Origin of the sequence: Streptosporangium jomthongense (genome assembly GCF_042650425.1) — a bacterium.
In the GTDB taxonomy this organism is placed as follows: Bacteria; Actinomycetota; Actinomycetes; order Streptosporangiales; family Streptosporangiaceae; genus Streptosporangium.
Genome location: NZ_JBHSBC010000008.1, coordinates 175096 through 199436, shown reverse-complemented (window position 1 = coordinate 199436; position 24341 = coordinate 175096). Strand labels below are relative to the sequence as shown.

The window sequence follows — 24341 nt, the reverse complement described above, 5'->3', positions numbered from 1 at the left end:
GGAGCGCCCGGCTCATCGAACGGACTCGGCGGCGGGCCAGTCCCCGGGGCGGCCGGTGACGCCGCCGTCCGCCAGGGCACGGGCGAGCACGCAGGCCCGTGCGATCGTCGCAGCCCCGGACGCGCCGTGCGCGACGACGACGGTGCCGCGCAGACCGAGCAGCGCCGCCCCGCCGTGGGTTTCGGGGTCATAGCGGCGGGTGACCTCACGCAACGCCTCGGAGGTGGCGATTCCCCCCTCCGCGACCAGGGTGAGCGCCGCGCGCACCGTCCCTTCGACGTTCTTGAGCACGATGTTGCCGGTGAACCCGTCGGTGACGATCACGTCCACGGTCCCGGCCAGCACATCGTGTCCCTCGACGTTGCCGTGGAAGCGCAGGGGCAGGCTGGACAGCAGCTCCCCCGCCCCACGGGTCACCCGGTTCCCCTTCCCGGGTTCCGAGCCGATCGACAGCAGGCCGACGGACGGGTCCGGCACGCCGAGGACCAGCCGGGCGTAGGAGGTGCCGAGCACCGCGAACTGGGCGACCATCTCCGGCACCGGATCGGCGGTCGCCCCGGCGTCGATCAACACGGTCGCGCCACCGGTCACCGAGGGCAGGGCGACGGCCAGGGCGGGCCTGAGCACGCCCGGCGCCCTGCCGATGCCCCGGACGGCGCACGCCACGACGGCCCCGGTCGGGCCCGAGGACACGAACGCCGAGGCGTCGCCCCGCCCGACCAGTTCACAGCCGATCCTCAGGCTTGAGGCGGCCTCGGTGGCCGCCGCGCCCGGCTCGTCCATCGGGATCACCTCCTCCGCGTGCACCACACCGATCTCCCCGAGGGCGCCGTGGCGCGCCAGGTGCCGGCGGACCTCCCCGGATCTGCCGACGAGCACGACGGGGACGCCGTACTCGCGGCTGGCCACGACCGCGCCACCGACCGTCTCGGCTGGGCCGTGGTCTCCGCCCATGGCGTCGACGGCCACCGGATCAGGCATCGCGCCCTCCTTGGGGACTCCGGGTGACCACCCGGCGTTCGGCCCTGTCCGCCACACAGGCCGCGTACAGGTGCCGGGTGAAGACGGCCAGTCTGCGGCCCAGCGGCACGACCGCCCTGGCTCCGAGGACGTCGTGGCGGGCCGCCTCGATACGGCTGAGGATCTCGCCGTACAGCTCGTGGGCGGCGCGGACGCACGGCTGGGAGGAGGGGATCAGCAGGTCGATCCCCTCGGCCGCGCGTCTGTAGTGCTCACGAGCCCGCTCGGTCTCGAAGGCCAGCAGCTCGCGCAGGGCGCGGGTGGGGGTGGGCCGCCCCAGGTCTGCGACCCGTACCCCGAACCTCTCCAGGTCCTCCAGCGGCAGGTAGACCCGGCCGCGTCGCAGGTCCTCGGACACGTCACGCAGGAAGTTCGTCAGCTGGAAGGCGAACCCGAGCTGCCTGGCGGGTTCGCGGGCCCGTTCCACCATGCCGGGCAGCGCCTCCAGAACCGGCAGCATCATGGTGCCGACGACCGCCGCCGACCCCTCCATGTAGCCGAGCAGGTCGTCGTAGGTGGTGTAGCGGCTGACGGTCAGGTCGGCCCGCATCGAGGCGAGGAAGGACTCGATGTCGCCGTGGTCGATGCCGAACGAGCGCACGGTCTGCGCGAACGCCGGAAGCACCGGATCGTCCTGGGGGACGCCCGCGAGGGCGTGGGCCGTACGTACGGCGAACCCGTCCAGCGCGGCCGCCCGGTCCCCGGTCATCGCGAAAGAGTCCACGATCTCGTCGGCACGGCGCGCGAAACCGTACAGGGCGTGCACGTGGGGACGTTTCCAGGCCGGCAGCAGCCGGGTCGCCAGGTAGTAGGAGCGGCCGTGGCGGGCGTTGAGTCTGCGGCAGAGTTCGTAGCTGGTGGTCAGCGTCACCGGAGGCGCCAGGGTCATCGGGGTGTCCTCAGGATGCGTTCCGCGGCCAGCCTGCCGGAGATCAGCACCGGCGGCACGCCGACGCCGGGGGCGGTGTGCATTCCAGCGAAGTGCAGGCCGGGGACACGACCGGCCGCGCCCGCCGGTCTGAACCAGGCCGTCTGTGTGAGGCGGTGGTCCAGGGCGAAAGGGGTGCCCGCCGAGTGGCCGAGCCCGGCCCAGGCGGGCGGGTCGAAGGTCAGCCGGGAGTCCTGCGAAAGGTCGCCGTAGCCGAGGCCGGCCAGTCTGCCGAGCAGACGTTCGCGCAGGTACGGGGTCAGGCGGGTCCAGTCTCCTTCGCCACGCAGGTTCGCGGTCGGCTCCAGCACGGTGAGTGTCGCGTGGCCCTCGGGGGCGGCGGAGGAGTCGGACTCGGGGTAGGTGACCAGCAGGCTGGGGTCGGGCTGTGGCCTGCCCGCGCGCAGGGCGGAGAAGCCGGAGTCCCAGTCGCTGCCGAAGTGCAGCGTGTGGTGAGCCTGGTCGGCCAGCCTCCGGTCGAGGCCGAAGTGCATGACCAGGCACGAGGGGGAGAAACGGGGGCGGCGCAGACGCCAGTCCTTCGCTTCGGGCGGCAGCAGCCCCTGATGGGCGCCGGGCAGGTCGCAGGCGACCACGACGTGCCGGGCGGGCAGGCGTTCGCCGGTGTCGAGCCGTACCGCGCGGACCCCGTCGTGGCCGGTCTCGACCCTGACGGCCCGCGTGCCGTACCTGATGCGTGCCCCGGCCTTCCGCGCCACGTCGGCCAGTGCCCGCGGGATGGCGTGCATGCCGCCGTCGGCGGGGAAGAAGACACCGCCGACGGTGTCCATGTGCGCGATCACGGCGTAGATGCCGAGGGCCTGACGAGGGGACAACCCCACGTACAGAGCCTGGAAGGTGTGCGCCCTGATCAGCCTGGGGTCGGTGAGGTGGGCCTTGACGAGCCGGTCGAGGCGTCGCAGACCCCCCAGAGAGGCCAGCCTCGCCAGGGCGAGAGGGCGCAGCAGGCTCCGCAACCGGGTCACGTCACGGTCGATGAAGTCGTGCCACTCCGCGGTGAAGAGCTCGCCGAGCCTCGCCCTGAAACGGAGATACCTGTCGGCCTCGGCCGCTCCGCACAGCTCGCGTACCCGTTCGGCCATGGCGTCCCGGCCGGCGACCACGTCCAGGTGGGAACCGTCGTGGAAACGCAGCCGGTAGTAGGGGTCCAGACGCCGCAGCGGCAGCAGGCTCTCCATGTCGTGCCCTGCCGCGGCGAAAACGTCGGCCAGCACCTGCGGCATGGTCAGCACGGAGGGACCTGTGTCGAAGCGGTAGCCGTCCAGGCTCACGGAGCCGCAGCAGCCTCCAGGCACGTCCCTGGCCTCGACGAGCGTGACGTCCCTGCCCGCCGCGGCCAGCCTGACCGTCGCCGCCAGGCCGCCGAGCCCGGCGCCGACGACCACGACCGGGCTCACGCCCGCCTCCGCGTCGCCAGGTCGGCCAGCTCGCCGAGCCCGCGCACGACCTCCGCCGGCAGGTCCGCCTCGTCCAGGGCCGTCCTGGCCAGGGAGACCAGGTCCGTGATGCGTTCCTCGGCCGTCTCCAGGGCTCCCGTGGTGACGATCAGCCGTCGGGCCGCCGCGACGTCCGCCTCGTCGTGGACGTCGTCGAGCAGCGCGGCGTCGTACCGGCCCGCCCGCTCCCTGGCCGTCGCGGTGAGCCAGGTGTGTTTGCCCTGGCGCAGGTCGGCGCCGACGGGTTTGCCGGTGACCTCCGGGTCGCCGAAGACACCGAGCACGTCGTCGCGCAGCTGGAACGCCTCCCCGAGGGGCAGGGCGTAGGCGCTGAGCGGGGCGCGCCGCCTCGGGTCGCCGCCCGCGACGGCGTGGCCGAGGTGCAGGGGGCGCTCGATGGTGTACTTGGCCGACTTGTACGTCGCGACCCGAGCGGCCTCGACCGGGCTGCTCGCTCCCCCGGCCGCGTAGGCGAGGTCGAGATACTGGCCGCCGACGACCTCGGTCCGCATCCGGGTGAAGACCTCGAACGCGTCGGTGAGGTGGGGCCCGGCGCGCAGCAGCGCCGCGTCGGCCCAGGTGTAGGCGAGCATGCCGAACAGGGTCGCGGCCGACTCCCCGAAACGCCGCCCGTCCCCCCGCCAGCCCCGTCCGCCGTGGTGCTCGGCGAGCGCGAGGTGTACGGCGGGCCTCCCCCGCCGGGTCTCCGCCTCGTCCATCACGTCGTCGAGGATCAGCGCGCACGCGTGCACGAGCTCGACCGCGCAGCCCGCGGCGAGCACGGCCTCGTCCCCTGGTTCGCCGCCCGCCGCCCGGTGTCCCCAGTGGACGAAGGCGGGCCTGAGGCGTTTGCCGCCCTGGCGGACGAAACCGAGCAGGGTGTGCCGTAGTAAGTCGAGGTCCTCACCCAGGAAGGCCATCTCCGCTGTCTCCCGCTCCAGGAACTCGTCCAGGTAGCGGCTCATCCGCTCGCGAAGATGATCGGTTTCGCGGGTGACGGTGGCCATGGGCGTCGCTCCTCTGTCTTGTTGGGGGTAACTTCGCAGCCGCAACCGCATTCGGATGCGCCTACCGGAGAGCGAGCCGGAATGGGCCATGATCATCGCATTCCCTGACGATCCATCCCCGGGCTCCGTGCTAATAAATCACCCCATCACGCAAGAAGTCGCAAAAAAGGCCATAAAACGCCCTGGTGTGGTCAAGCGTGCTCCGGCACGTCCACGGGCCCGGCGGCCTGGGCGGACTCCAGGAACTGGACGGAATCGAGGAAGAGGTCGTCGCCGCCCACGGTCTCGACGTCGGTGCCGTCGCACTCGACGCAGACGGAGCGCGGGACGAACGCCGCCGCGGTCTGGCCGCACCTGCGGCAGATGAGCTGGGCGGGGACGATGAGCAGCTCCACCTTCGCCCCCTCGGCCAGCGAGCCCTCCGCGACCTTGGCGAAGGCGTGGTTGATCTCCGGCTCCGTCACCCGGAGCAGGGCGCCCGCGTGCACCCTGGCCCGGCCCACCCTCCGGCCCTCCGCGCGTTCCTCGACCGCGATGAGGATCGCCTCCGCGACCCCGAACTCGTGCATGCCCGATTCCCTCGTTCCCGGTTTGTCCTGTTCCTCAGCGGCTTCCCGCCGCGCGGAGTGTCACGTCCCACCGTTCTCCGGGCGGCCGCCCCGGCGCCCGAGACGGGGCAGGACCCGGTAGACCACCCAGCCGGCTCCCGTCACCAGCGCCCTCGTCACCACCGTCGTCGCCGCTGTCGTCACCGCGGTCAGCGGCCGTCGCGGCAGTCCTCCTCCCATGGCGAAGCTCCTCACGCGATGGCCTCCTCATCCCCCGCCTGCGCGGGGTCGTCCGGGTGGTCGGGCAGGACCACGGGCGAAGAAAGCACCGCGTCACGGTGCCCCGGCTCACCGACCAGCGCGGGCCAGGTGTGCTCGTTGCGGCAGGCACGGGCGAACGGCCCGGCCCATTCGGGGGGATCGGCGAGCGAGACGAAGCCCCCGCCGTCCGTCTCGACGATCAGGTGCGCCGAAAGCAGCGACCGCCGCAGCGCGTACTCGCCCGAGACCCCCCGCCCGATCAGGAGCGCGGTGTTGCGCGCCACGACACGCAACCGGATGAGCCCGCACGGCCCGGCCAGGCGTTCGGCGCTCATCGTGAGGGCCGCGTCCAACGGCAGGTGCTCGCAGACCACCCGCCCCTCCGGTCCGCCGCGGGGGCCGCGGATCTGCTCGGTGAAGCGGTCCCCGGGGACGTTCACCTCCGTCGTCCGCTCCCCGCCGAGCAGTACGGCCAGCGGGAAGGACACTCCGATCTCGCGCTCGGTCGCCTCGTCGTAGGACAGGAAGGTCCCCTCTCCGGACTCCGGCCGGGTGCGCTCGACACCGCACCTCCTGAGGTGCAGGAAGCGCAGGCACAGGTGGACCGAGGCGTCCTGCGCCCGTTCGAGCAGGCACTCGGTCATGCTCCACGAGGTGCCCTCCTCCTCGGGACGTCCCGGCGGCACCAGCGTTCCCGGCCGCTCCCCCGGGGCCGCGGGCGATCGGTCCCGGTACAGCACGGCGTCGGCGACCCTGCGGGCGATCCGCGCGGGCACGCCGGAGGGGATCCCGTCTCCGGTCCACGCCGTCATGCCGCCTCCCGCCACCTCGCGCCCGCCGATACCCCGTCGCCGCTGTGCCACCGTCCTGTGTCTCTGTCCTGTGTCTCTGTCCTGTCGCCGCCCGCCCTCAGCCCGTGCCCGGCGGGTTCACCCCGAGCGCTCGCTGGGTGAGTTCCCACAGCACGTGGTAGACCGTCGCCTGGGCCTCCTGGACTCGGTGCGCCGACGACGACGGGATGACGAAGAGATAGTCGAGCAGGCCGAGCCCGGCCATCCTGCCGCCCTGGTCCCCGGCCAGGCCGATGGTGAGCATGCCCTGGTGCGCGGCCTCCTCCAGGGCCCGCAGGACGTTGAAGGAGCCGCCGCTCGTGGACAGGCCGAGGGCGATGTCGCCGCGCCTTCCGAGCGTGGCCAGCTGACGCGCGAAGACGGCCTCGAAGCCCACGTCGTTCGAGAGCGCGGTGACCACGGCGACGTCGCCGGTCAGGCTGAGGGCGGGCAGCGACAGGCCGTAGGCCGGGTGCAGGAAGGCGGTCGCGACCTGCTGGGCGTCGGTGCTGCCGCCACCGTTGCCGAAGGCGAACAGCCTGCCTCCCGCGGCGAACCTGATGGCCATCTCCTGGGCGCACTCGGCCAGTTCGTCGCCCGCGACCTCGGCGACCTGCCAGCGCAGCCGTACGATCTCGGCCGCCTTCTCCTCGGCCGACCTGCGGGCCTCGGCCAGCGCCGCGGCGGAGTCGGATCGTGCGGGGGCGGCGATCCGCCGTCCCGGGGCGGGAAAGGGGTAGAGGGCGGGCACCGCCCCGGCGGCGGGATCCTCAAGCGTGCTCATCGCGCTCCCTCGCCCACGGGTCCCGCCTTCTCGAAGAACACGTGGACCAGTTCCCACAGCAGGTGGCAGAGGGTCACGTGGACCTCCTTGACCACGGCGGGGTCGTCGGAGTCGACCGTCAGCAGATGGTCGGCAACGCCCCGCCCGGCCGTGATCCCGCCGTCGCCCCCGGTGAGCGCGACGGTCAGCAGGCCCAGTTCCCCCGCCGTCTCCAGACCGCGCAGCACGTTCTCGCAGCGGCCGTCGCGGGAGATCCCCAGCGCCATGTCGGCCGGGTCCGCCCAGCGGCGCACCTGGTGGGCGAAGGCCTCGGCGAGGCCCTCCCTTCCGCTCACCCCGGTGACGGTCGCGCAGTCGTTGCTCAGCGCCAGCGCGGGAAGCGTCCGTCTGCCGACGATGACCGGGTGCATGAACTCGGCGGTGATGTGGGCCGCGTCCGTGCCGCAGCCGCCGTTGCCGAAGACGATCAGTTTTCCGCCCCTGCGGAACCGCGACGCCATCTCACGGCAGGCCAGGGCGACGCGTTCGGCGTCCGCCGCGAGTGCCCGGCCCGCGCGGTCGCGTCTGAGGAAGGCCGCGCCGACAGCCGGATGCATGGTCGATGTCACTGGCATGGGTGAACGCTCCGTTGTCCGCGGTAGTCGTCAGGCTACGACGCGTGTCCGAGACGCCGACACCTCCGGCGCTGCAAACCGGGGTAAAGGTCTGATCATGGGCATGCCGCCACCGGCCTCCCGCTCCCGAAGTCACACGTCGCAGATATACCCTATAAATCGGTAGGTAATATTGACATTATGGAGTCGGTCTGGTCGGGTGATGGCGTGGCGGGCGACAAGTCGGCGGTCCGGTGGAAGCGGGTCGGCACCGCGCGTGAGAGAACCACATGTGAGAGAACCGCGCACGGAGGACGGGCGCGGCCGCGGTCGGGCTCGCCCCACGAGGGGACGGGCCGGGGCACCGCCGCGAGACCCACGCCCGCGTGTACGGAGCACGAGCACCTGACGGCCCTGGGCGAGGCCGCCGCGGCGGTCATGGAGTCGGCTCCGGGGGTCGCCGCCTGCTGGCTGCGGGCCGCGCTGAACACCTTTCCCCCGGAACAGCGCGGCGGCCGGGAGCACACCCGGCTGCTCGGCCTGCTGGAACGCGCCCTCACCCTCTCCGGGGACCGGCGCCCGCCCTGACCCGCCCATGCCGTACGGCCGTGGCTCCCCGAACCCACCCTCTTGGTGATCGCGGGGGTTCCGGATATCTTCCTGGCATCGGGGCGGACGGGGACGGAGGCGGCGACGCCGTACGGCGCGGCCGCGTGGGCCCGCCCCGGCGGACGACCCCCGGGCCGCCGTGGCCCGGGAGACCTCTGAACCACCGAGGACGGTGCAAGCATGACCTCGCTGCTGGCCATCAGCGACCTGCACATCGGATACCAGGAGAACCGGAGGATCGTCGAGGGGCTGCGGCCGGACTCCCCCTCCGACTGGCTGCTGGTCGCCGGGGACGTCTCCGAGGCGGTCGCCGACGTCGAGTGGGCACTGCGCCTGCTCTCCGAGCGCTTCGCGAAGGTCGTGTGGGCGCCGGGCAACCACGAGCTGTGGACCCATCCCAGCGACCCCGTCCAGCTGCGCGGCGAGGAACGCTACCGGCACCTGGTGAAGGTCTGCCAGAACCTGGGGGTGGTGACCCCCGAGGACCCCTACCCGGTGTGGGAGGGGCCCGGCGGGCCGGTGGCCGTCGCCCCGCTGTTCGTGCTCTACGACTACACCTTCCGGGTGCCCGGCGCGGCGACCGAGGAGGAGGCGCTGGCCCTGGCGTACGAGAAGGGGGTGGTGTGCACCGACGAGATGTTCCTGCACCCCGACCCGTACCCCTCCCGTGCCGCCTGGTGCCGGGCCAGGATCGCCGAGACCGAACGCAGGCTCGCCGGACGCCCCGAGGGCGTGCCCACCGTGCTCGTCAACCACTATCCGCTGGTCCGTGAGCCGACCAGGATCCTGCGGCACCAGGAGTTCGCGATCTGGTGCGGCACCGAGCTGACCGCCGACTGGCACCTGCGTTTCGACGCCGCCGCGGTCGTCTACGGCCATCTGCACATCCCCAGGACGACCTGGCACGACGGCGTGCGCTTCGAGGAGGTCTCCCTCGGCTATCCCCGTGAGTGGCGGCCCCGGCCGACCCCGCCCGGCAGGCCGCGCCTGATCCTGTCCTCCCCCGGGGCGGCCTCGTGATCGACAGGATTCTGCCGTCCTGGGTGGCGAGCGCCGAGGCCTTCGACGACCCGCCCGAGGCCACGCTGTTCCCCGAGGAGGAGGCCGTCATCGCCCGCGCGGTCGGCAAACGGCGGATCGAGTTCACCACCGCGCGCCACTGCGCCAGGCGGGCGCTGGCCGATCTCGGACTGCCGTCCGTGCCGATCCTGCCCGGCGAGCGCGGGGCACCCACGTGGCCCGGCGGGGTGACGGGCGCCATCACCCACTGCGCGGGCTACCGCGCCGCCGCCGTCTCTCTTGAGGCCCTGACCGTCGGCATCGACGCCGAGCCCCACGAGCCGCTCCCCGAGGACGTGCTCGGGGCCGTCTCCTCGGAGGGCGAACGCAAGGAGCTCGAACTGCTCGGCGGGGACGTGCACTGGGACCGGCTGCTGTTCAGCGCCAAGGAGAGCGTCTACAAGGCCTGGTACCCCCTGGCCCGGCGCTGGCTCGGCTTCGAGGAGGCCCACGTCACCTTCGACCCTTCGGGCGTCTTCAGCGCCCGCATCCTCGTCGAGGGCCCGCTGGTCGAGGGGCGCCCGCTGACGGGGTTCGACGGCCGGTGGCTGGTGTCCGGCGGCCTGCTGATGACGGCCATCGCACGCCCCCGCACGGCATGAGCCGCCTTTTCCTGATTTTTCAGGATTACGGTGCTGTCCCGTCGCCCGCCCTTCCAGGACGGGGTTCGTTCAGGGCTGGAAGCGGTAGCCCATGCCGGGTTCGGTGAGCAGGTGGACCGGGCGGGCCGGGTCGGGCTCCAGTTTCCTGCGGATCTGGGCCATGTACTGGCGCAGGTAGTGGGTCTCCCTGACGTAGGCGGCGCCCCAGACCTCGGTCAGCAGCTGGCGCTGGCTGATGAGTTTGCCCGGGTTGCGCAGCAGGATCTCCAGCAACTGCCACTCGGTCGGCGTCAGCCGTACCCCTCCGGAGATCGTCTTGCCCGCCAGGTCGACCACGTGCGCGCCGACCTCGACGCGGGCGAGTTCGGCCTCGTGGACGGTGGTCCTGCGGGTGACGGCCCTGATGCGGGCCAGCAGTTCGTCGATGTTGAACGGCTTGGTGACGTAGTCGTCGGCCCCGGCGTCCAGGGCCTCGACCTTGTCCTGGTTGCCCGCCCGTCCGGACAGCACGATGATCGGCACCTTGGTCCAGCCGCGCAGCCCGTGGATGACGTCGATCCCGTCGATGTCCGGCAGCCCGAGGTCCAGGACGACGAGGTCGGGGTGCCAGTCGGCGGCCTCGCGCAGGGCGGCGCCGCCGCCGTCGGCGACCGCGACCTCGAAGTGCCTGGCCAGGAGGTTGATGCGCAGCGCGCGCAGGATCTGCGGTTCGTCGTCGACGACGAGGACGCGGGTCATGTCCGCTCCTCGGGGGCGATGGGCAGCTTCAGGATCATGGTGAGGCCTCCCCCTGGTGTCTCCTCCGGCGTGAGCGTCCCGCCCATCGCCTCGGCCAGCCCTCTGGAGAGGGCGAGGCCGAGGCCGACACCGGTGTGGTTGTCGCGGTCGCCCAGGCGCTGGAAGGGCATGAAGATCCGGTCGTGCGCCTCCCTCGGCACGCCGGGGCCCCGGTCGATGACGCGGACCTCGACGCTGTCGCCGTAGGAGCTGGCGGTGACCAGGACCTTGTGGTCTCCCGGGGTGTAGCGCACCGCGTTGGACATCACGTTGACCAGGATCCGCTCGACCAGGGCCGGGTCGGCGACGACCTCGGGCAGGCCGGGCGGGATGTCGCCCTCGACACGCTCGCCGAGCGGCCCGAGGTCGTCGACGGAGCGCGGGACGACCTCCCCCACCGCGACGGGTTCGAGGGCCAGTCCGAGCACCCCCGCCTGCAGGCGGCTCATGTCGAGCAGGTTGGCGACCAGCCGGTCGAGCTTGACCAGCGACTCGTCCGCGGTGGCCAGCAGTTCCCGCCGGTCCGTCTCGCTCCAGTCGATCTCGGTGCTGCGCAGGCTGTCGACCGCGATCCTGGCCGAGGCCAGGGGGGTGCGCAGGTCGTGGCTGACGGCGGCGAGCAGCGCGGTGCGCATCCTGTCGGCCTCGGCCAGCGGCCCGGCCAGGTCCGCCTCACGCCGCAGCCGCTCCTGGCGCAGGGCGACGGCCGCCTCCGCGGCGAAGGCCTCCAGGACCCTGCGGTCGGCCGCGTCGAGCAGCCTGCCGCGCGCGGCGAGCACCAGGTCGCGGTCGATCACCACGTCGGTGTCGGCGGCGCCGGGGGTGGCGCAGGGCGGCCCTCCCGAGGTGGCCGCGATCCGCCACGCCGCGGGCTCGGAGCGGTCGTCGGGGGCGGGCTCGCCGGTGCGTTCGAGCAGCGTGACGGAGGTCAGCCCGAAGGTCTCGCGCAGCCGCGCCAGCAGGGAAGCCAGCGCCGCCTCCCCTCTGAGCACGTGTCCCGCCAGGGTGGACAGCACCTCGGCGTCCGCGCTCGCCCTGGCCGCCTCCCTGGTCCGTCTGGCGGCCAGGTCGACCACCGCGCTGACCATGACGGCGACCAGCACGTAGACGCTGAGCGCGAAGATGTTCTCCGGGTCGGCGATGGTGAACCGGTCGACCGGCGGGGTGAAGTAGTAGTTGAGCAGCATGAACCCGGCGACGGCCGCGGTGACCGCGGGCCACATCCCTCCGGCGAGGGCGACGCAGACCACCATGAGCAGGAATATCAGGATCGCGCTCGACAGCTTCAGGCCGTCCCTGAGCGGGGCGAGCAGCGCGGTGATCGCCGGGATGCCCAGCAGCGCCATGGCCCAGCCCGCGATCCTGCGTCCTCGGGTGAGCGCCGCCCTCGGCCGGTCGCGCCCGGCTCCTCTGCCCACCTCGCCGTGCGTGATCATGTGGACGTCGATGGAGCCGGACAGGGCGGTGGTCGTGACCCCGACCCCCCGGGAGAAAAGCTGCGCGAAACGTCCCCTGCGGGAGGCGCCGAGCACGAGCTGGGTGGCGTTGACCCCGCCGGCGAAGTCGAGCAGCGCGCGCGGGACGCTGTCGCCGACCACCTGGTGGTAGGTGCCGCCCAGGCTCTCCACCAGGGCGCGCTGGCGGGCCAGGTGCGCCGGGTCGGTGCCGTTCAGCCCGTCGGAACGGGTGACGTGGACGGCCAGCAGATCGGCGCCCTTGGTCCTGGCGGCGATCCTGGCGGCCCGCCGTACCAGGGTGTCGCCCTCGGGGCCGCCGGTCAGCGCGACCACGACGCGTTCGCGCGCCTCCCAGGTCCCGGCGATGCCGTGTTCGGCGCGGTAGCGGTCGAGCTGGTCGTCGACCTTGCCCGCGACCCACAGCAGCGCCAGCTCCCGCAGCGCGGTGAGGTTGCCGACCCTGAAGTAGTTCGACAGGGCCGCGTCCACCTTCTCCGGAAGGTAGATGTTGCCGTGGGCCATCCTGCGGCGCAGCGCGTCCGGCGCCATGTCCACCAGCTGTACGGCGTCGGCCTGCCGTACCACCTCGTCGGGGACGGTCTCGCGCTGCGGAACGCCGGTGATCTCCTGGACGACGTCGTTGAGCGACTCCAGGTGCTGGATGTTGACGGTGGAGATGACGTCGATCCCCGCGTCCAGGATCTCCTCGACGTCCTGCCAGCGCTTGGCGTTGCGCGAGCCGGGCACGTTGGTGTGCGCCAGCTCGTCGATCAGCGCCAGTTTCGGTTTGCGGGCGATGACGGCGTCCACGTCCAGCTCGGTGAAGCTCGCCCCCCGGTGGACCAGGGTCGCGCGGGGGACGGTCTCAAGGCCGTCGAGCAGCGCCGCGGTGCGGGGCCGGTCGTGGGTCTCGACGAGCCCCACGACCACGTCCGTGCCGCGTCCCAGGCGCCGGTGCCCCTCGTCGAGCATCGCGTAGGTCTTGCCGACGCCGGGGGCCGCGCCCAGGTAGATCCGCAGTTTCCCGCGCGCCCCGTTCATCGCCCGCTCATCTCCTCTCGCCTCTTCCTACGATCATCCCCTGTCGAGGGCGAGGTTGAGTTCCAGGACGTCGACCGCCGCCTCGCCCATGAAGCCCAGGGGCCTGCCGGTCGTGTGCTCCCTGATCAGTTCCCTGACCCGCGCCACGCCCAGGCCGCGTTCCCTGGCCACCCGGGGGGCCTGGAGTTCGGCGTAGGCCACGGAGATGTGCGGGTCGAGCCCTGAGCCGCTCGCGGTGACGGCGTCGGCGGGCACGACCGCGACCCCCGTGCCGCGGACCGGGACCGTACGGCCCGCCGACAGGTCCTCCCCCGGCTTGGCGCAGGTGACCCTGACGCCCTGGTAGGCGGTGAGGAACGGCGTGACGGGGCAGGCCTGGTTGGCGCTGACCACCCGCTGGGGGGTGCCGGTCGTGGGGAAGACCTTCAGCACCGCGCCGACCCCGTCCGGCGTGCAGTACGGCCTGGCGCCGCTGACGCCCTCCAGCTCCCCGACCGCCCTGGAGCGGGCGCAGACCCGCGTCAGCAGGGACGGCCTACCGGCGTCACCCGGTACGGGGAGGACGTCCAGGACGTCCTCGGGGCCCAGGTTGCTCGCGCCGCTGGCCAGCGGGTCGTAGCCGTCGCCCGCCGCCGAGGGACGGCTCTGGAAGTACTTCCCGACGGGGGTTCCGTCCTTGCCGGTGAAGTTCTGGCCGATCAGCTCGCTGCCGACGTCCTTGCCGTCCTTCTGGACGGGGGATCCGTCGGCCTGGTGGCCGAACACGGCCTGGGCGACTCCGGTGACGAGAAGGGGGTAGGCCAGCCCGAGGAGCAGGGTGAGGACGAGCAGCGCGCGCAGCGCGGCGATGTGACGGCTGAGCCAGCCGGGCAGGCGTTCCATTTAAGACATCCCTGGAAGGAACTGGATGAGCAGGTCGATGACTTTGATGCCGGCGAACGGCGCGACGACGCCGCCGAGGCCGTAGACGTACAGGTTGCGGCTGAGCAGCCTGGAGGCGCTGGCAGGGCGGTAGCGCACCCCGCGCAGGGCCAGCGGGATGAGCGCGACGATGACGATCGCGTTGAACACCACCGCCGACAGGATCGCCGACTGCGGGCCGGCCAGCCGCATGACGTTGAGCGCGTCCAGGCCCGGGTAGACGGCGGCGAACATCGCCGGGATGATCGCGAAGTACTTGGCGACGTCGTTGGCGATGGAGAAGGTGGTCAGCGCGCCCCGGGTGATGAGCAGCTGCTTGCCGATCTCCACGATCTCGATGAGCTTGGTGGGGTTGGAGTCCAGGTCGACCATGTTCCCGGCCTCCTTGGCGGCGGAGGTTCCGGTGTTCATGGCCACCCCGACGTCGGCCTGGGCGAGGGCGGGGGCGTCGTTGGTGCCGTCGCCGGTCATCGCGACCAGCCGCCCGCCCTGCTGTTCCTTGCGGATCAGCGCGAGTTTGTCCTCCGGGGTGGCCTCGGCCAGGAAGTCGTCGACCCCGGCCTCGTCGGCGATGGCCCTGGCGGTCAGCGGGTTGTCGCCGGTGATCATGACGGTGCGGATGCCCATCCTGCGCATCTCGTCGAACCGTTCGCGCATGCCCTGTTTGACGACGTCCTTGAGGTGGATCACGCCGAGCACCCTGGCGGTGCCACCGGGGCCGCCCGTGATCTCGCCGACGACCAGCGGGGTGCCTCCGGAGGCGGAGACGGCGTCCACTATCGCGCCGACCTCGCCGGTCGGGTGGCCGCCGTGGTCGCGCACCCACTTCATCACCGCGGTCGCCGCGCCCTTGCGGACCTGGCGGCCGTCCACCCCGACCCCGGACATGCGGGTCTGGGCGGTGAAGGGCACCCACTCGGCGTGGGCCAGCTCACCGGGGGCGCGTTCACGCAGGCCGTAGGCCTGTTTGGCGAACACGACGATGGAGCGGCCCTCCGGGGTCTCGTCGGCGAGGCTGGACAGCTGGGCCGCCTCGGCCAGTTCCTCGGCGGAGACGCCGGGCGCCGGGACGAACTCGGCGGCCTGCCGGTTGCCGAGCGTGATGGTGCCGGTCTTGTCCAGCAGCAGCGTGGAGACGTCCCCCGCGGCCTCGACCGCGCGGCCGCTCATGGCCAGCACGTTGCGCTGCACGAGCCGGTCCATGCCCGCGATGCCGATCGCCGACAGCAGGGCGCCGATCGTGGTGGGGATGAGGCAGACCAGCAGGGCCGCGAGCACGATCCCGCTGACGCCGTCGGCGGTCAGTGCGAGCGAGTCGGGGACCCCGGGGTTGACGGCCTTGGAGTAGATGGCCAGGGGCTGCATGGTGACGGTCGCGATCAGGAAGATGACGGTCAGCGCGGCCAGCAGGATGTTGAGGGCGATCTCGTTGGGGGTCTTCTGCCGGTCGGCGCCCTCGACCAGGGCGATCATCCGGTCGATGAAGCTCTCCCCGGGCTTCTGGGTGATCCGTACGACGATCCGGTCGGAGAGGACCTTGGTGCCGCCGGTGACGGCGGAGCGGTCGCCGCCGGACTCGCGGATGACGGGCGCTGACTCGCCGGTGATGGCCGACTCGTCCACGCTGGCGATGCCCTCGACCACGTCACCGTCGCCGGGGATGATCTCCCCCGCCTCGACGACCACGTGGTCGCCCTGCCGCAGTTCGGGCGCGCCGACCTGGTCGTAGGAGGGCTCCTCGGAGCCTGGCCGCCAGTCCCTGAGCCTGCGGGCGACGGTGTCGCGCTTGGCGGCGCGCAGTGTGGCGGCCTGCGCCTTGCCCCGGCCCTCGGCCACGGCCTCGGCGAGGTTGGCGAAGAGCACGGTCAGCCAGAGCCAGACCACGACGGCCCAGGCGAAGAACGAGGGGTCGAGGATCGCGAGGGCGGTGGTGAAGACCGCGCCGACCTCGACGACGAACATGACGGGGTTGCGCCACAGCGTGGCCGGGTTGAGCTTCGTGAACGCGGCGGGAAGGGAGGTGATCAGCTGGGCGGGGTCGAGCAGGCCGCCGCCGACCCGGCTCTCCTTGCGCGGGCTCCCCGGGGCCGGGGCCTGGAGCGTTGGGGTGGACACGTCTACCGGATTCCTTCTGCGAGCGGGCCGAGCGCCAGGGCGGGGAGGAAGGTCAGCGCGACCAGGACGACCGTCACGCCGACGACCATGCCGACGAACTGCGGCCGGTGGGTCGGCAGCGTGCCCGCCGAGACCGGAACCGGGTCCTGGCGGGCCAGGGAGCCGGCCAGGGCCAGCACGAACACGATCGGCAGGAACCGGCCGAACGCCATGCACAGCCCGAGCGCGGTGTCGTACCACGGCGTGCTGACGGTCAGGCCGCCGAAGGCCGAGCCGTTGTTGTTCGAGGCGCTGGTGAAGGCGTAGAGCACCTCCGACAGGCCGTGCGGCCCGCCGTTGAGCATGCTCGCGCGCTGTTCGGACGAGCCCATCGCCAGCGCGGTGCCGACGAGCACCAGGACGGGGGTGACCAGGAAGTACATCGAGGCGAGTTTGATCTCGCGGGCGCCGATCCGCTTGCCCAGGTACTCGGGGGTGCGGCCGACCATCAGCCCGGCGACGAACACCGTGATCACGGCCAGTACCAGCATGCCGTACAGACCGGAGCCGACGCCGCCGGGCGCGACCTCGCCCAGCATCATGTTGACCATCGTGACCATGCCGCCGAGCGCGGTGTAGGAGTCGTGGAAGGAGTTGACGGCGCCGGTCGAGGTGAGCGTGGTGGCCGCGGCGAAGGTCGCGGAGTTCGCGACGCCGAAGCGCACCTCCTTGCCCTCGGTCGCGGCACCGACAGCCTGCGGGACGGTGCCGTTGTGGGCCAGTTCCAGGCCGGTCAGCACCGCGACGCTGACGACGGCGAGGGTGGCCATGATCGCGACGATCGCGTATCCCTGCCGCCGGTCGCCGACCAGGCGGCCGAAGGTGCGCGGCAGCGCGAACGGGATCAGCAGGATCGCGAAGATCTCCACCCAGTTCGTCCAGCCGGTGGCGTTCTCGAAGGGGTGGGAGGAGTTGGCGTTGTAGAAACCGCCGCCGTTGGTGCCGAGTTCCTTGATGATCTCCTGGCTGGCGACCGGGCCACCGGTGATCGCCTGGGTGCCGCCGGTCAGGGTGGTCACCTCGTACGGCGCGGCGAGGTTCTGCACCAGGCCGCCCGCGACCAGCACGAGCGCCCCGACGAAGGCGATCGGCAGCAGGATGCGGACCGAGCCGCGTACGAGATCGACCCAGAAGTTGCCCAGTTCCTCGCTCCGGCCGCGGGCGAAGCCGCGGACCAGGGCGATCGCCACGGCCATGCCGACCGCGGCCGAGACGAAGTTCTGCACCGCGAGCCCGGCCATCTGCACCAGGTGTCCCATGGTGGACTCGCCGGAGTAGGCCTGCCAGTTGGTGTTGGTGACGAAGCTGACCGCGGTGTTCCAGGCGACGTGGCCGGTGACCGGGGGCATGCCCAGGCTCAGCGGCAGCCGTTCCTGCAGGCGCTGCAGGCCGTACAGCAGCAGGACCGAGACCGCGGAGAAGGCGAGCACGGCGCGGGCGTAGGCGCTCCAGCGCTGCCCGGCCTCGGGGCGGACCCCGGCCAGCCGGTAGATCACCCGCTCGGCGGCCAGGTGCCCGGGGGCGGTGTAGACGCGGTACATGTAGTCGCCGAGCGGGCGGTGGACCACCGCGAGGGCGACGATCAGGGAGGCGATGAACACGATCCCCGACAGGGCCGGTGACATCAGAAGCGCTCCGGGAACAACAGGGCGGCGACCATGAGGGCCGCCAGCACGACGGCCACGACCAGGCCGATGGCGTTGACGGCGCTCACAGCCGTTCCACCGCCTTGACGACGAGCCCGAGGACCGCGAAGATCGCGATCGTCAGGGCGACGAAGATGACGTCGGCCATCCTCACTCCTTGTTGGCGCATACGTTCCCGGCCGCCGTTTGGCGGCCATGCGACAAGGAAATCGCGGGATTTATGGGTTTTTGCGCGCCTTGACGGGTTCCATACGCCTTCGCACCGTTTATTGACGCGTTCCCTACGCCCCGCCGGTCTCCGGCTCCGCCAGGCCGACGCGGTAGGCGTAGGTGACGGCGTGGACCCGGTCGCGCAGCCGGGCCTTGGCGAACAGGTTGTTGATGTGCGTCTTGACGGTGGCCTCGCCGATGAACAGGACGGCGGCGATCTCGGCGTTCGACAGTCCCCTGGCGATGAGGCGCAGCACCTCCGCCTCACGCGGGGTCAGCCCGTCGGGCAGCGGCCCCCGCCCCCGCCGCTCCTGCCGCTCCCGCTCCGCAGGCCGGGTACGGCCCGGCGGCGGGGACGGCTCCCCCATCACGGCGTTGAGCAGGCGGCGCTGCACGCCGGGGTCGAGCTGGGCGTCGCCGTTGACGACCGCCGCGACGGCCCTGCCGATCTCCTCCGCGCCCGCGCTCTTGGTGAGGAAGCCGCGCGCCCCGGCGCGCAGCGCGGCGAAGACCGACTCGTCGTCCGCGTAGGTGGTCAGCACCACGACCTGGGTCGCGGGGAAGGCGGCACGGATCTCCCGGGTCGCCTCGACCCCGTCCATCCTCGGCATCCGCAGGTCCATCAGCACCACGTCGGGACGCAGTTCCGCGACCAGCCGCAGCGCCTCCAGCCCGTCCCCTGCCGAGCCGACCACCTCGACGTCCGGCAGCAGGCCGAGCAGCAGGACCAGCCCCTCGCGGACCACGGCCTGGTCGTCGGCCACCAGCACCCGGGTGCTCACGCGGGCACCCGCAGCCGGACCAGGAAGATCCCCTCCCGCTCCCCCGACTCCAGCGTCCCGCCGAGAAGCTCGGCCCGTTCCCGCATGCCCACGATCCCGTATCCTCCCCCGGGCGTCCCCGGGGAGTCCGCCAGGGGGTTGGTGACCTCCAGTTCGCACGAGCCGCCGTGGAAGCCGAGCCGCACGGTCGCCGGGGAGCCGGGCGCGTGCCGACGCACGTTGGTGACCGCCTCCTGGGCGGTGCGGATCACCGCCAGCTCGGTCTCCGGCGGCAGCCGCCGCTGCCTGCCCGACGTCAGCAGGGCGCACTCCTGCCCGGTCGCGGCGTGGAACTCCTCGGCCAGCCTCCGCAGCGCCTCGGGCAGCGGCGGCTGGTTCTCCCGCAGCGCGGACACGGCCCTTCGTGCCTCCTCAAGCCCGTTCCTGGCCAGGTCACCGGCGCGCTCGACCCGTTCCAGGGCCTCTCCCGCCCGGTCGGCGCGCAGCAGCATCCTGGCCCCCTCCAGGTGCACGATCTGCGCCGACAGGCTGTGGGCGAGGATGTCGTGTATCTCCCTGGCGATGCGGGCGCGCTCGGCGAGCACCGCCTCCCGCTCCTGCGCGCTCCTGGCGGCCCTGCGCTCCCTGATCGAGTAGGCGATCATGAAGACCATGCAGAGGCTGAAGGCCAGGCTGAGGTCCCGCTCCAGGGCGCCGGTCACCGCCCCGGCCACCAGCAGCCCGCCCAGCGCGAGCCCTCCGATCGGCAGCGAGCGGGCGAGGGGATACCTGACCGCGGCGGTCCCCACGCCGAAGAGCAGGACCGCGACGGCCGGTCCGTCGACGGCCACCATCTCCAGCCAGAGCGCGAGCAGCACCGCCAGGCCGAGGGCCACGACCTTGACCGGCACCCCGAGGAGCGGCAGGCGCGGCGAGGGCCCGGTCGCCGACGGCAGGATCGCCACGGCGAGGAACCCGGCGACGGCGAAGGCCAGGAGCGTGACCGCGAGCCTCTCCCCCGACAGGCCGAACCCGGCCCCGGCACCCGCCTGCGCGACCAGGAACAACACGATCACCCCGGCCCGCAGGACAACGGGGGCGATCGTGGTGTCCCTGAGTCGCGTCGTCACGCCACGGACGTTACCGATCCCGCCCGGCCGGCTGCGAGGCGGGCACCCACGCCGGTACGGCCTCGCCGAGCATCCGCCCCCTCCTGGCGACCAGGACGGCCTGGGCCGCGACGGTCAGGCCCGCGAAGACGAGGGCGGCGGCCGGCCGGTAGGTGAGGCCGAGCGCGCCGCCCGCGGCGAACAGGGCCAGGCGGGCGGCGAAGGAGACCGCCCAGGCCGCCAGGGTCCATGCGGTGCCCCTGGCCCAGGCGACCCCGTCGGCCTCCCGCCACACCCGCACGGTCCAGGCGCGCAGGGCGCCGAAGGCGACGGCCATGACCGCCTCGACGGCGATCACGGCGACGCCGAGGACGGACGGGCTCTCCTCCAGGAGGCCGCCGCCGTACACCCCGGCCCCCGTCAGGATGAGGCCGAAGACCAGCAGGCCGCGTCCCGCGGCGGGCCGGGTCCGCATCTGGCGGTAGACGACGAGGGCGAGGACGACGAGGGAGAAGACGGCGATCTGCAGCGAATCCATGTCACCGACGGTAGGGACGGTGGTCCCGGCGCGGATCGGAGCACGGGTGGAGACAGGAGAACTCCACCCGTGGGTGGAGACGCGGGTCGTGTGGCCCCGATGTCAGGGGAGGCCCACTTTCAGGACAGTTGTCGGCGTCTGAACCGTTGCGGACACTCTGATGGTCGCCGCACGCCGGACGGGGGGACCGATCCGGCGGGCGTTCACCGGGGCCCGTGACGCGGAAAACCGTTTGACGGGGGTTTTAGCCTTTACGGGCCCTTCTGCGAGGACAGTGCTGAACCCAGTAAGGAGTGTGCTGCCTGCTGATGCCCCCCGATACCGTCGCCTCAGCGCGAGAATCCGGTACCACCCGTTCCCCTCTCCCCCACCCCCGCCGCGCCAGGATCTCGTCACTGTGGCGGTTGCGGCCCTACCTCCGTCCCTACACGACCCGGCTGATCGTCATCTGGCTGGCCGCCCTGGCCGGGGTCGGGATCGGCATCGTCATCCCGCTGATCGGCAGGGAGGTCATCGACGGCCCCGTCGCCAGCGGTGACACCGGCGCGCTGCTCCCGCTGTTCCTGCTCGCGCTGGCCCTCGGCGCGGGTGAGGCGCTGCTGGTCCTGCTGCGCAGGTGGATGCTCGGCGAGGCCGTCCTCGGCGTGGAGACCAGCATCCGCGACGACCTCTACGCCCACCTCCAGCGGCTGCCGATGGGCTTCCACGGCTCCTGGCAGTCCGGGCAGCTGTTGTCCCGCGCGACGACCGACCTGTCGGCGATCCGGCGCTTCCTCGGCTTCGGCATGCTCTTCCTCGTCCTGATCAGCGTCCAGATCGTGACGGTCACGGGCCTGCTGCTGAACATGTACTGGCCGCTCGGCCTGCTGGTCGCCGCCTCGGCGTTGCCGATCGCCCTCATCTCGCTGCGTTTCGAGCGGGGGTACGTCGACGCCTCACGCCGGGTCCAGGACCAGCAGGGCGACCTGGCCACCCTGGTCGAGGAGTCCGCGGCGGGCATCCGCACGATCAAGGCCTTCGGGCGGGGGCCGTACGTCGGCGGCGTCTTCGGCGACGCGGCGCTGAAGATCTACCGCACCGCGATGGAGAAGGTGGGCCTGTCCTCCCGCTTCTTCACCTTCCTTGAGGTCGTCCCCAACGTCACCCTCGCCGTGGTGCTGCTGACCGGTGCGCTCGCGGTCGGCACGGGAGCGCTGACCCTGGGCACGATGGTGGCCTTCACCACGCTGATGCTGCAGCTGGTGTGGCCCATCTCCGCGCTCGGCTTCATCCTGGTGATGGGCCAGGAGGCGATGACCGCGGCCGACCGGGTGATGGAGGTCCTGGACACCGAGCCCGCCATCGTCGGCGGCACGGACGCGGTCGAACGGCCCCGCGGGCACCTGCGCTTCGAGGGGGTCGGCTTCACCTTCCCCGGCACGGACAGGCCGGTGCTGCGCGACGTCTGGCTGGACGTCCGTCCGGGGGAGACGGTGGCGGTCGTCGGCGCGACGGGGTCGGGCAAGACCACGCTGACCTCGCTGGTGCCCCGCCTGTACGACGTCACCGAGGGCCGGGTCACCCTCGACGGCCACGACGTGCGGGACCTGTCCCTGACCGCGCTCCGCACCATGGTCGCCACCGCCTTCGAGGAGCCGACGCTGTTCTCGATGAGCGTCAGGGAGAACCTCACACTGGGACGGCACGACGCCACCGAGGAGGAGATGGCGGCGGCCGTCGAGATCGCCCAGGCCGGGTTCGTCCACGACCTGCCGTGGGGGCTGGAGACCAGGATCGGTGAGCAGGGCATGTCGCTGTCCGGTGGCCAGCGTCAGCGCCTGGCCCTGGCCCGCGCCGTGCTGGCCAGGCCGAAGGTCCTCGTCCTCGACGACACCCTCTCCGCCCTGGACGTCGAGACCGAGGCCCTGGTCGAGGAGGCGCTCAGGCGGGTGCTGCGGGACGCGACCGGGATCGTCGTCGCGCACCGCGCCTCGACGGTGCTGCTCGCCGACCGGGTCGCCCTGCTGCTCGACGGCACGATCACCCACGTCGGCCCGCACCACGAGCTGATGGCGACCGTTCCCGAGTACCGCGAGCTGCTGTCGGCGGCCCTCGACGAGCCGCTGGACGAACAGGAGGCGCTGCTGTGAGCGGGACCACGAAGGAGAACCAGAAGACGGACAGGACGACGATCGGCGAGAGCCCGGGCTGGCGGGGCGTCGCCGCGGAGAACCAGGACGAGCTGTCCGAGCGGGCCTCCTTCCTGCTGCGCGCCCGGTCGCGCCGGCTGCTGGCCGAGCTGCTGCGGCCGTACCGGCGGGAGATCGCGGTGCTCGTCGCGGTCATCGTGGTCTGCAACGGGGCCTCGCTGGCCATCCCGTTCCTGGTCAAGGTGGGCATCGACTCGGGCATCCCGCCGATGACCTCGGGACAGGGACCGGGCACGCTCGTCGCGGTGGTCATGGCGGTGCTGGTGGCCGCGGCGCTCCAGGCGGCGACCCGGCAGGTGTTCCTCAGGCGCTCCGGACGTATCGGCCAGGACGTCCTGCTCGAACTGCGGCGGCGGGTCTTCGCCCACTTCCAGCGGCTGTCGCTGTCCTTCCACGAGGACTACACCTCCGGCCGGGTCGTCTCCCGGCTCACCTCCGACATCGACGCCATCTACGAGATGCTCGAATCCGGCTTCGACGGGCTCGTCACCGCGGTGCTGACCCTGACCGGGACCGCCGTCCTGCTGCTCGTCCTCGACGTACGGCTCGGCCTGGTCGCCCTGCTCCCGCTGCCGGTGCTGCTGCTGTTCACCCGCTGGTTCCGGCGGCAGTCGAGCATCGCCTACCGCAGGACACGGGAGACGGTCGCGCTGCTGATCGTCCACTTCGTGGAGTCGATGGCCGGTGTCAGGGCGGTCCAGGCCTTCCGCAGGGAGCCGCGCAACCAGGAGATCTTCGGCCGGCTCAACGTCGACTACCGCGACGCCAACATCCGGGGCATGCGCCTGATCTCGATCTTCGCACCGGTCGTCAAACTGATCGGGAACGTCACGATCGCCGCGATCCTGCTCTACGGCGGGTGGCTGGCGCTCGGCGGCCACGTCACGGTCGGCGTGCTGGCCGCGTTCCTGCTCTACCTGCGTCAGTTCTACGAGCCGATGCAGGAGATCTCCCAGTTCTACAACGCATTCCAGTCGGCGGGCGCGGCGCTGGAGAAGCTCTCCGGCGTGCTGGAGGAGAGACCCGACGTCGCCGAGCCGCGTGACCCCGTGCCGCTGGTACGGCCACGCGGTGGCGTCCGGTTCGAGGCGGTCGAGTTCTCCTACCTCGACGGGACCCCCATACTGCCCAGGATGGACCTGACGATTCCCGCCGGGCAGAGTGTGGCGCTGGTCGGCACGACGGGGGCGGGCAAGACCACCCTGGCCAAGCTCGTGGCCAGGTTCTACGACCCGGTCGCCGGGCGTGTGCTGCTGGACGGGGTCGATCTGCGCGACCTGGACGACGAGACGCTGCGCGCGGCGGTGGTCCTGGTGACGCAGGAGAACTTCCTGTTCACCGGGTCGGTCGCGGACAACATCAGGTTCGGCAGGCCGGAGGCGTCCACGGCCGAGGTCGTCGAGGCCGCCAAGGCGGTCGGCGCCCACGGCTTCGTCTCCGCGCTCGCCGACGGCTACGACACCCAGGTCGGCAAGCACGGCGGACGGCTCTCCGCGGGACAGCGGCAACTCGTCGCCTTCGCCAGGGCCTTCCTCGCCGACCCGGCGGTGCTGATCCTCGACGAGGCGACCTCAAGTCTCGACGTACCGGGGGAACGGCTGGTCCAGCGGGCGATGCGCACGATCCTCGCCGACCGGACCGCCCTGATCATCGCGCACCGCCTCTCGACCGTCGAGATCGCCGACCGGGTCCTGGTCATGGAGGGCGGCGAGATCGTCGAGGACGGGCCGCCCGATCGGCTCGTCCGGGACGCGGGCCGGTTCGCGGACCTGCACCGGGCCTGGCGCGAGAGCGTCTCCGACCTGCCGGGCAGGCTTCCCGGATAACGGCGGGGGCGGTG

Annotated in this window: 23 protein-coding genes; 5 read left to right on the top strand and 18 right to left on the bottom strand. The window is 72.2% G+C overall.

The window, feature by feature from the left end; all coding sequences use genetic code 11:
* Nucleotides 1–12: 12 nt before the first annotated feature.
* From plsX to ACFOYY_RS08875, 9 genes are all read right to left on the bottom strand, one after another.
* Nucleotides 13–981: a phosphate acyltransferase PlsX gene (gene plsX / locus ACFOYY_RS08915; protein ID WP_386189242.1), complete on the bottom strand. Its 969-nt coding sequence runs from the start codon at nucleotides 979–981 to the stop codon at nucleotides 13–15.
* Complete coding sequence (locus ACFOYY_RS08910; RefSeq protein ID WP_386189240.1) at nucleotides 974–1909, bottom strand: phytoene/squalene synthase family protein; 936 nt, start codon at nucleotides 1907–1909, stop codon at nucleotides 974–976. Before ACFOYY_RS08910 ends, plsX begins: the two co-directional genes overlap by 8 nt.
* Nucleotides 1906–3366 carry a phytoene desaturase family protein gene (locus tag ACFOYY_RS08905; protein WP_386189238.1) on the bottom strand — a complete coding sequence of 487 codons (1461 nt, stop codon included), beginning with the start codon at nucleotides 3364–3366 and terminating at the stop codon, nucleotides 1906–1908. The genes ACFOYY_RS08910 and ACFOYY_RS08905 overlap by 4 nt, the downstream gene beginning before the upstream one ends.
* Nucleotides 3363–4412: a polyprenyl synthetase family protein gene (locus tag ACFOYY_RS08900; RefSeq protein ID WP_362916937.1), complete on the bottom strand. Its 1050-nt coding sequence runs from the start codon at nucleotides 4410–4412 to the stop codon at nucleotides 3363–3365. Before ACFOYY_RS08900 ends, ACFOYY_RS08905 begins: the two co-directional genes overlap by 4 nt.
* Nucleotides 4413–4603: 191 nt before the next feature.
* Nucleotides 4604–4981, bottom strand: a complete 378-nt coding sequence (locus ACFOYY_RS08895; RefSeq protein WP_352012603.1) for a hydrogenase maturation nickel metallochaperone HypA/HybF — start codon at nucleotides 4979–4981, stop codon at nucleotides 4604–4606.
* A 60-nt stretch (nucleotides 4982–5041) separates the two neighbouring features.
* Nucleotides 5042–5215, bottom strand: a complete 174-nt coding sequence (locus ACFOYY_RS08890; RefSeq protein WP_352012604.1) for a hypothetical protein — start codon at nucleotides 5213–5215, stop codon at nucleotides 5042–5044.
* Nucleotides 5212–6033, bottom strand: a complete 822-nt coding sequence (locus ACFOYY_RS08885) for a hypothetical protein (RefSeq protein ID WP_352012605.1) — start codon at nucleotides 6031–6033, stop codon at nucleotides 5212–5214. Before ACFOYY_RS08885 ends, ACFOYY_RS08890 begins: the two co-directional genes overlap by 4 nt.
* A gap of 97 nt (nucleotides 6034–6130) precedes the next feature.
* Nucleotides 6131–6835, bottom strand: coding sequence for a D-sedoheptulose-7-phosphate isomerase (locus tag ACFOYY_RS08880; protein ID WP_352012606.1), 705 nt, complete (start codon nucleotides 6833–6835; stop codon nucleotides 6131–6133).
* The gene (locus ACFOYY_RS08875) at nucleotides 6832–7449 is read right to left on the bottom strand and encodes a D-sedoheptulose-7-phosphate isomerase (protein WP_352012607.1); all 618 of its coding nucleotides are present in this window, start codon (nucleotides 7447–7449) and stop codon (nucleotides 6832–6834) included. Before ACFOYY_RS08875 ends, ACFOYY_RS08880 begins: the two co-directional genes overlap by 4 nt.
* A gap of 180 nt (nucleotides 7450–7629) precedes the next feature.
* Here ACFOYY_RS08875 and ACFOYY_RS08870 point away from each other — a divergent pair, with 180 nt between their 5' ends.
* The 3 genes from ACFOYY_RS08870 (at nucleotide 7630) to ACFOYY_RS08860 (ending at nucleotide 9698) form a co-directional block, all read left to right on the top strand.
* Complete coding sequence (locus ACFOYY_RS08870; RefSeq protein ID WP_352012608.1) at nucleotides 7630–8016, top strand: hypothetical protein; 387 nt, start codon at nucleotides 7630–7632, stop codon at nucleotides 8014–8016.
* A gap of 201 nt (nucleotides 8017–8217) precedes the next feature.
* A complete protein-coding gene (locus ACFOYY_RS08865; protein WP_352012609.1) occupies nucleotides 8218–9057 on the top strand; it encodes a metallophosphoesterase family protein in 840 nt (279 codons plus the stop codon).
* Nucleotides 9054–9698 carry a 4'-phosphopantetheinyl transferase family protein gene (locus ACFOYY_RS08860; protein WP_352012610.1) on the top strand — a complete coding sequence of 215 codons (645 nt, stop codon included), beginning with the start codon at nucleotides 9054–9056 and terminating at the stop codon, nucleotides 9696–9698. The genes ACFOYY_RS08865 and ACFOYY_RS08860 overlap by 4 nt, the downstream gene beginning before the upstream one ends.
* 69 nt (nucleotides 9699–9767) lie before the next feature.
* On the opposite strand, the gene ACFOYY_RS08855 is transcribed toward ACFOYY_RS08860, so the two are convergent.
* From ACFOYY_RS08855 to ACFOYY_RS08815, 9 genes are all read right to left on the bottom strand, one after another.
* Entirely contained in the window at nucleotides 9768–10436 is a 669-nt protein-coding gene (locus tag ACFOYY_RS08855; RefSeq protein ID WP_352012611.1) for a response regulator, read from the bottom strand.
* Nucleotides 10433–12973, bottom strand: a complete 2541-nt coding sequence (locus ACFOYY_RS08850; RefSeq protein WP_386189232.1) for a DUF4118 domain-containing protein — start codon at nucleotides 12971–12973, stop codon at nucleotides 10433–10435. Before ACFOYY_RS08850 ends, ACFOYY_RS08855 begins: the two co-directional genes overlap by 4 nt.
* A gap of 33 nt (nucleotides 12974–13006) precedes the next feature.
* Complete coding sequence (locus tag ACFOYY_RS08845) at nucleotides 13007–13855, bottom strand: potassium-transporting ATPase subunit C (RefSeq protein ID WP_386189230.1); 849 nt, start codon at nucleotides 13853–13855, stop codon at nucleotides 13007–13009.
* Nucleotides 13856–16009: a potassium-transporting ATPase subunit KdpB gene (gene kdpB, locus ACFOYY_RS08840; protein WP_386189228.1), complete on the bottom strand. Its 2154-nt coding sequence runs from the start codon at nucleotides 16007–16009 to the stop codon at nucleotides 13856–13858.
* Nucleotides 16010–16011: 2 nt separating this feature from the next.
* A complete protein-coding gene (gene kdpA, locus ACFOYY_RS08835; protein WP_352012615.1) occupies nucleotides 16012–17673 on the bottom strand; it encodes a potassium-transporting ATPase subunit KdpA in 1662 nt (553 codons plus the stop codon).
* On the bottom strand, nucleotides 17673–17762 hold the full coding sequence (locus ACFOYY_RS08830) for a K(+)-transporting ATPase subunit F (RefSeq protein WP_352012616.1): 90 nt from the start codon (nucleotides 17760–17762) through the stop codon (nucleotides 17673–17675). Before ACFOYY_RS08830 ends, kdpA begins: the two co-directional genes overlap by 1 nt.
* Before the next feature lie 213 nt (nucleotides 17763–17975).
* On the bottom strand, nucleotides 17976–18686 hold the full coding sequence (locus ACFOYY_RS08825; protein ID WP_386189225.1) for a response regulator: 711 nt from the start codon (nucleotides 18684–18686) through the stop codon (nucleotides 17976–17978).
* A complete protein-coding gene (locus tag ACFOYY_RS08820) occupies nucleotides 18683–19795 on the bottom strand; it encodes a sensor histidine kinase (RefSeq protein ID WP_362916956.1) in 1113 nt (370 codons plus the stop codon). The genes ACFOYY_RS08825 and ACFOYY_RS08820 overlap by 4 nt, the downstream gene beginning before the upstream one ends.
* A gap of 10 nt (nucleotides 19796–19805) precedes the next feature.
* Nucleotides 19806–20312, bottom strand: coding sequence for a hypothetical protein (locus tag ACFOYY_RS08815; protein ID WP_386189223.1), 507 nt, complete (start codon nucleotides 20310–20312; stop codon nucleotides 19806–19808).
* 308 nt (nucleotides 20313–20620) lie between these two features.
* On the opposite strand from ACFOYY_RS08815, the gene ACFOYY_RS08810 reads away from it, so the two are divergent.
* The gene (locus ACFOYY_RS08810; protein ID WP_386189221.1) at nucleotides 20621–22441 is read left to right on the top strand and encodes an ABC transporter ATP-binding protein; all 1821 of its coding nucleotides are present in this window, start codon (nucleotides 20621–20623) and stop codon (nucleotides 22439–22441) included.
* The gene (locus ACFOYY_RS08805; RefSeq protein WP_386189219.1) at nucleotides 22438–24327 is read left to right on the top strand and encodes an ABC transporter ATP-binding protein; all 1890 of its coding nucleotides are present in this window, start codon (nucleotides 22438–22440) and stop codon (nucleotides 24325–24327) included. The genes ACFOYY_RS08810 and ACFOYY_RS08805 overlap by 4 nt, the downstream gene beginning before the upstream one ends.
* Nucleotides 24328–24341 lie beyond the last annotated feature (14 nt).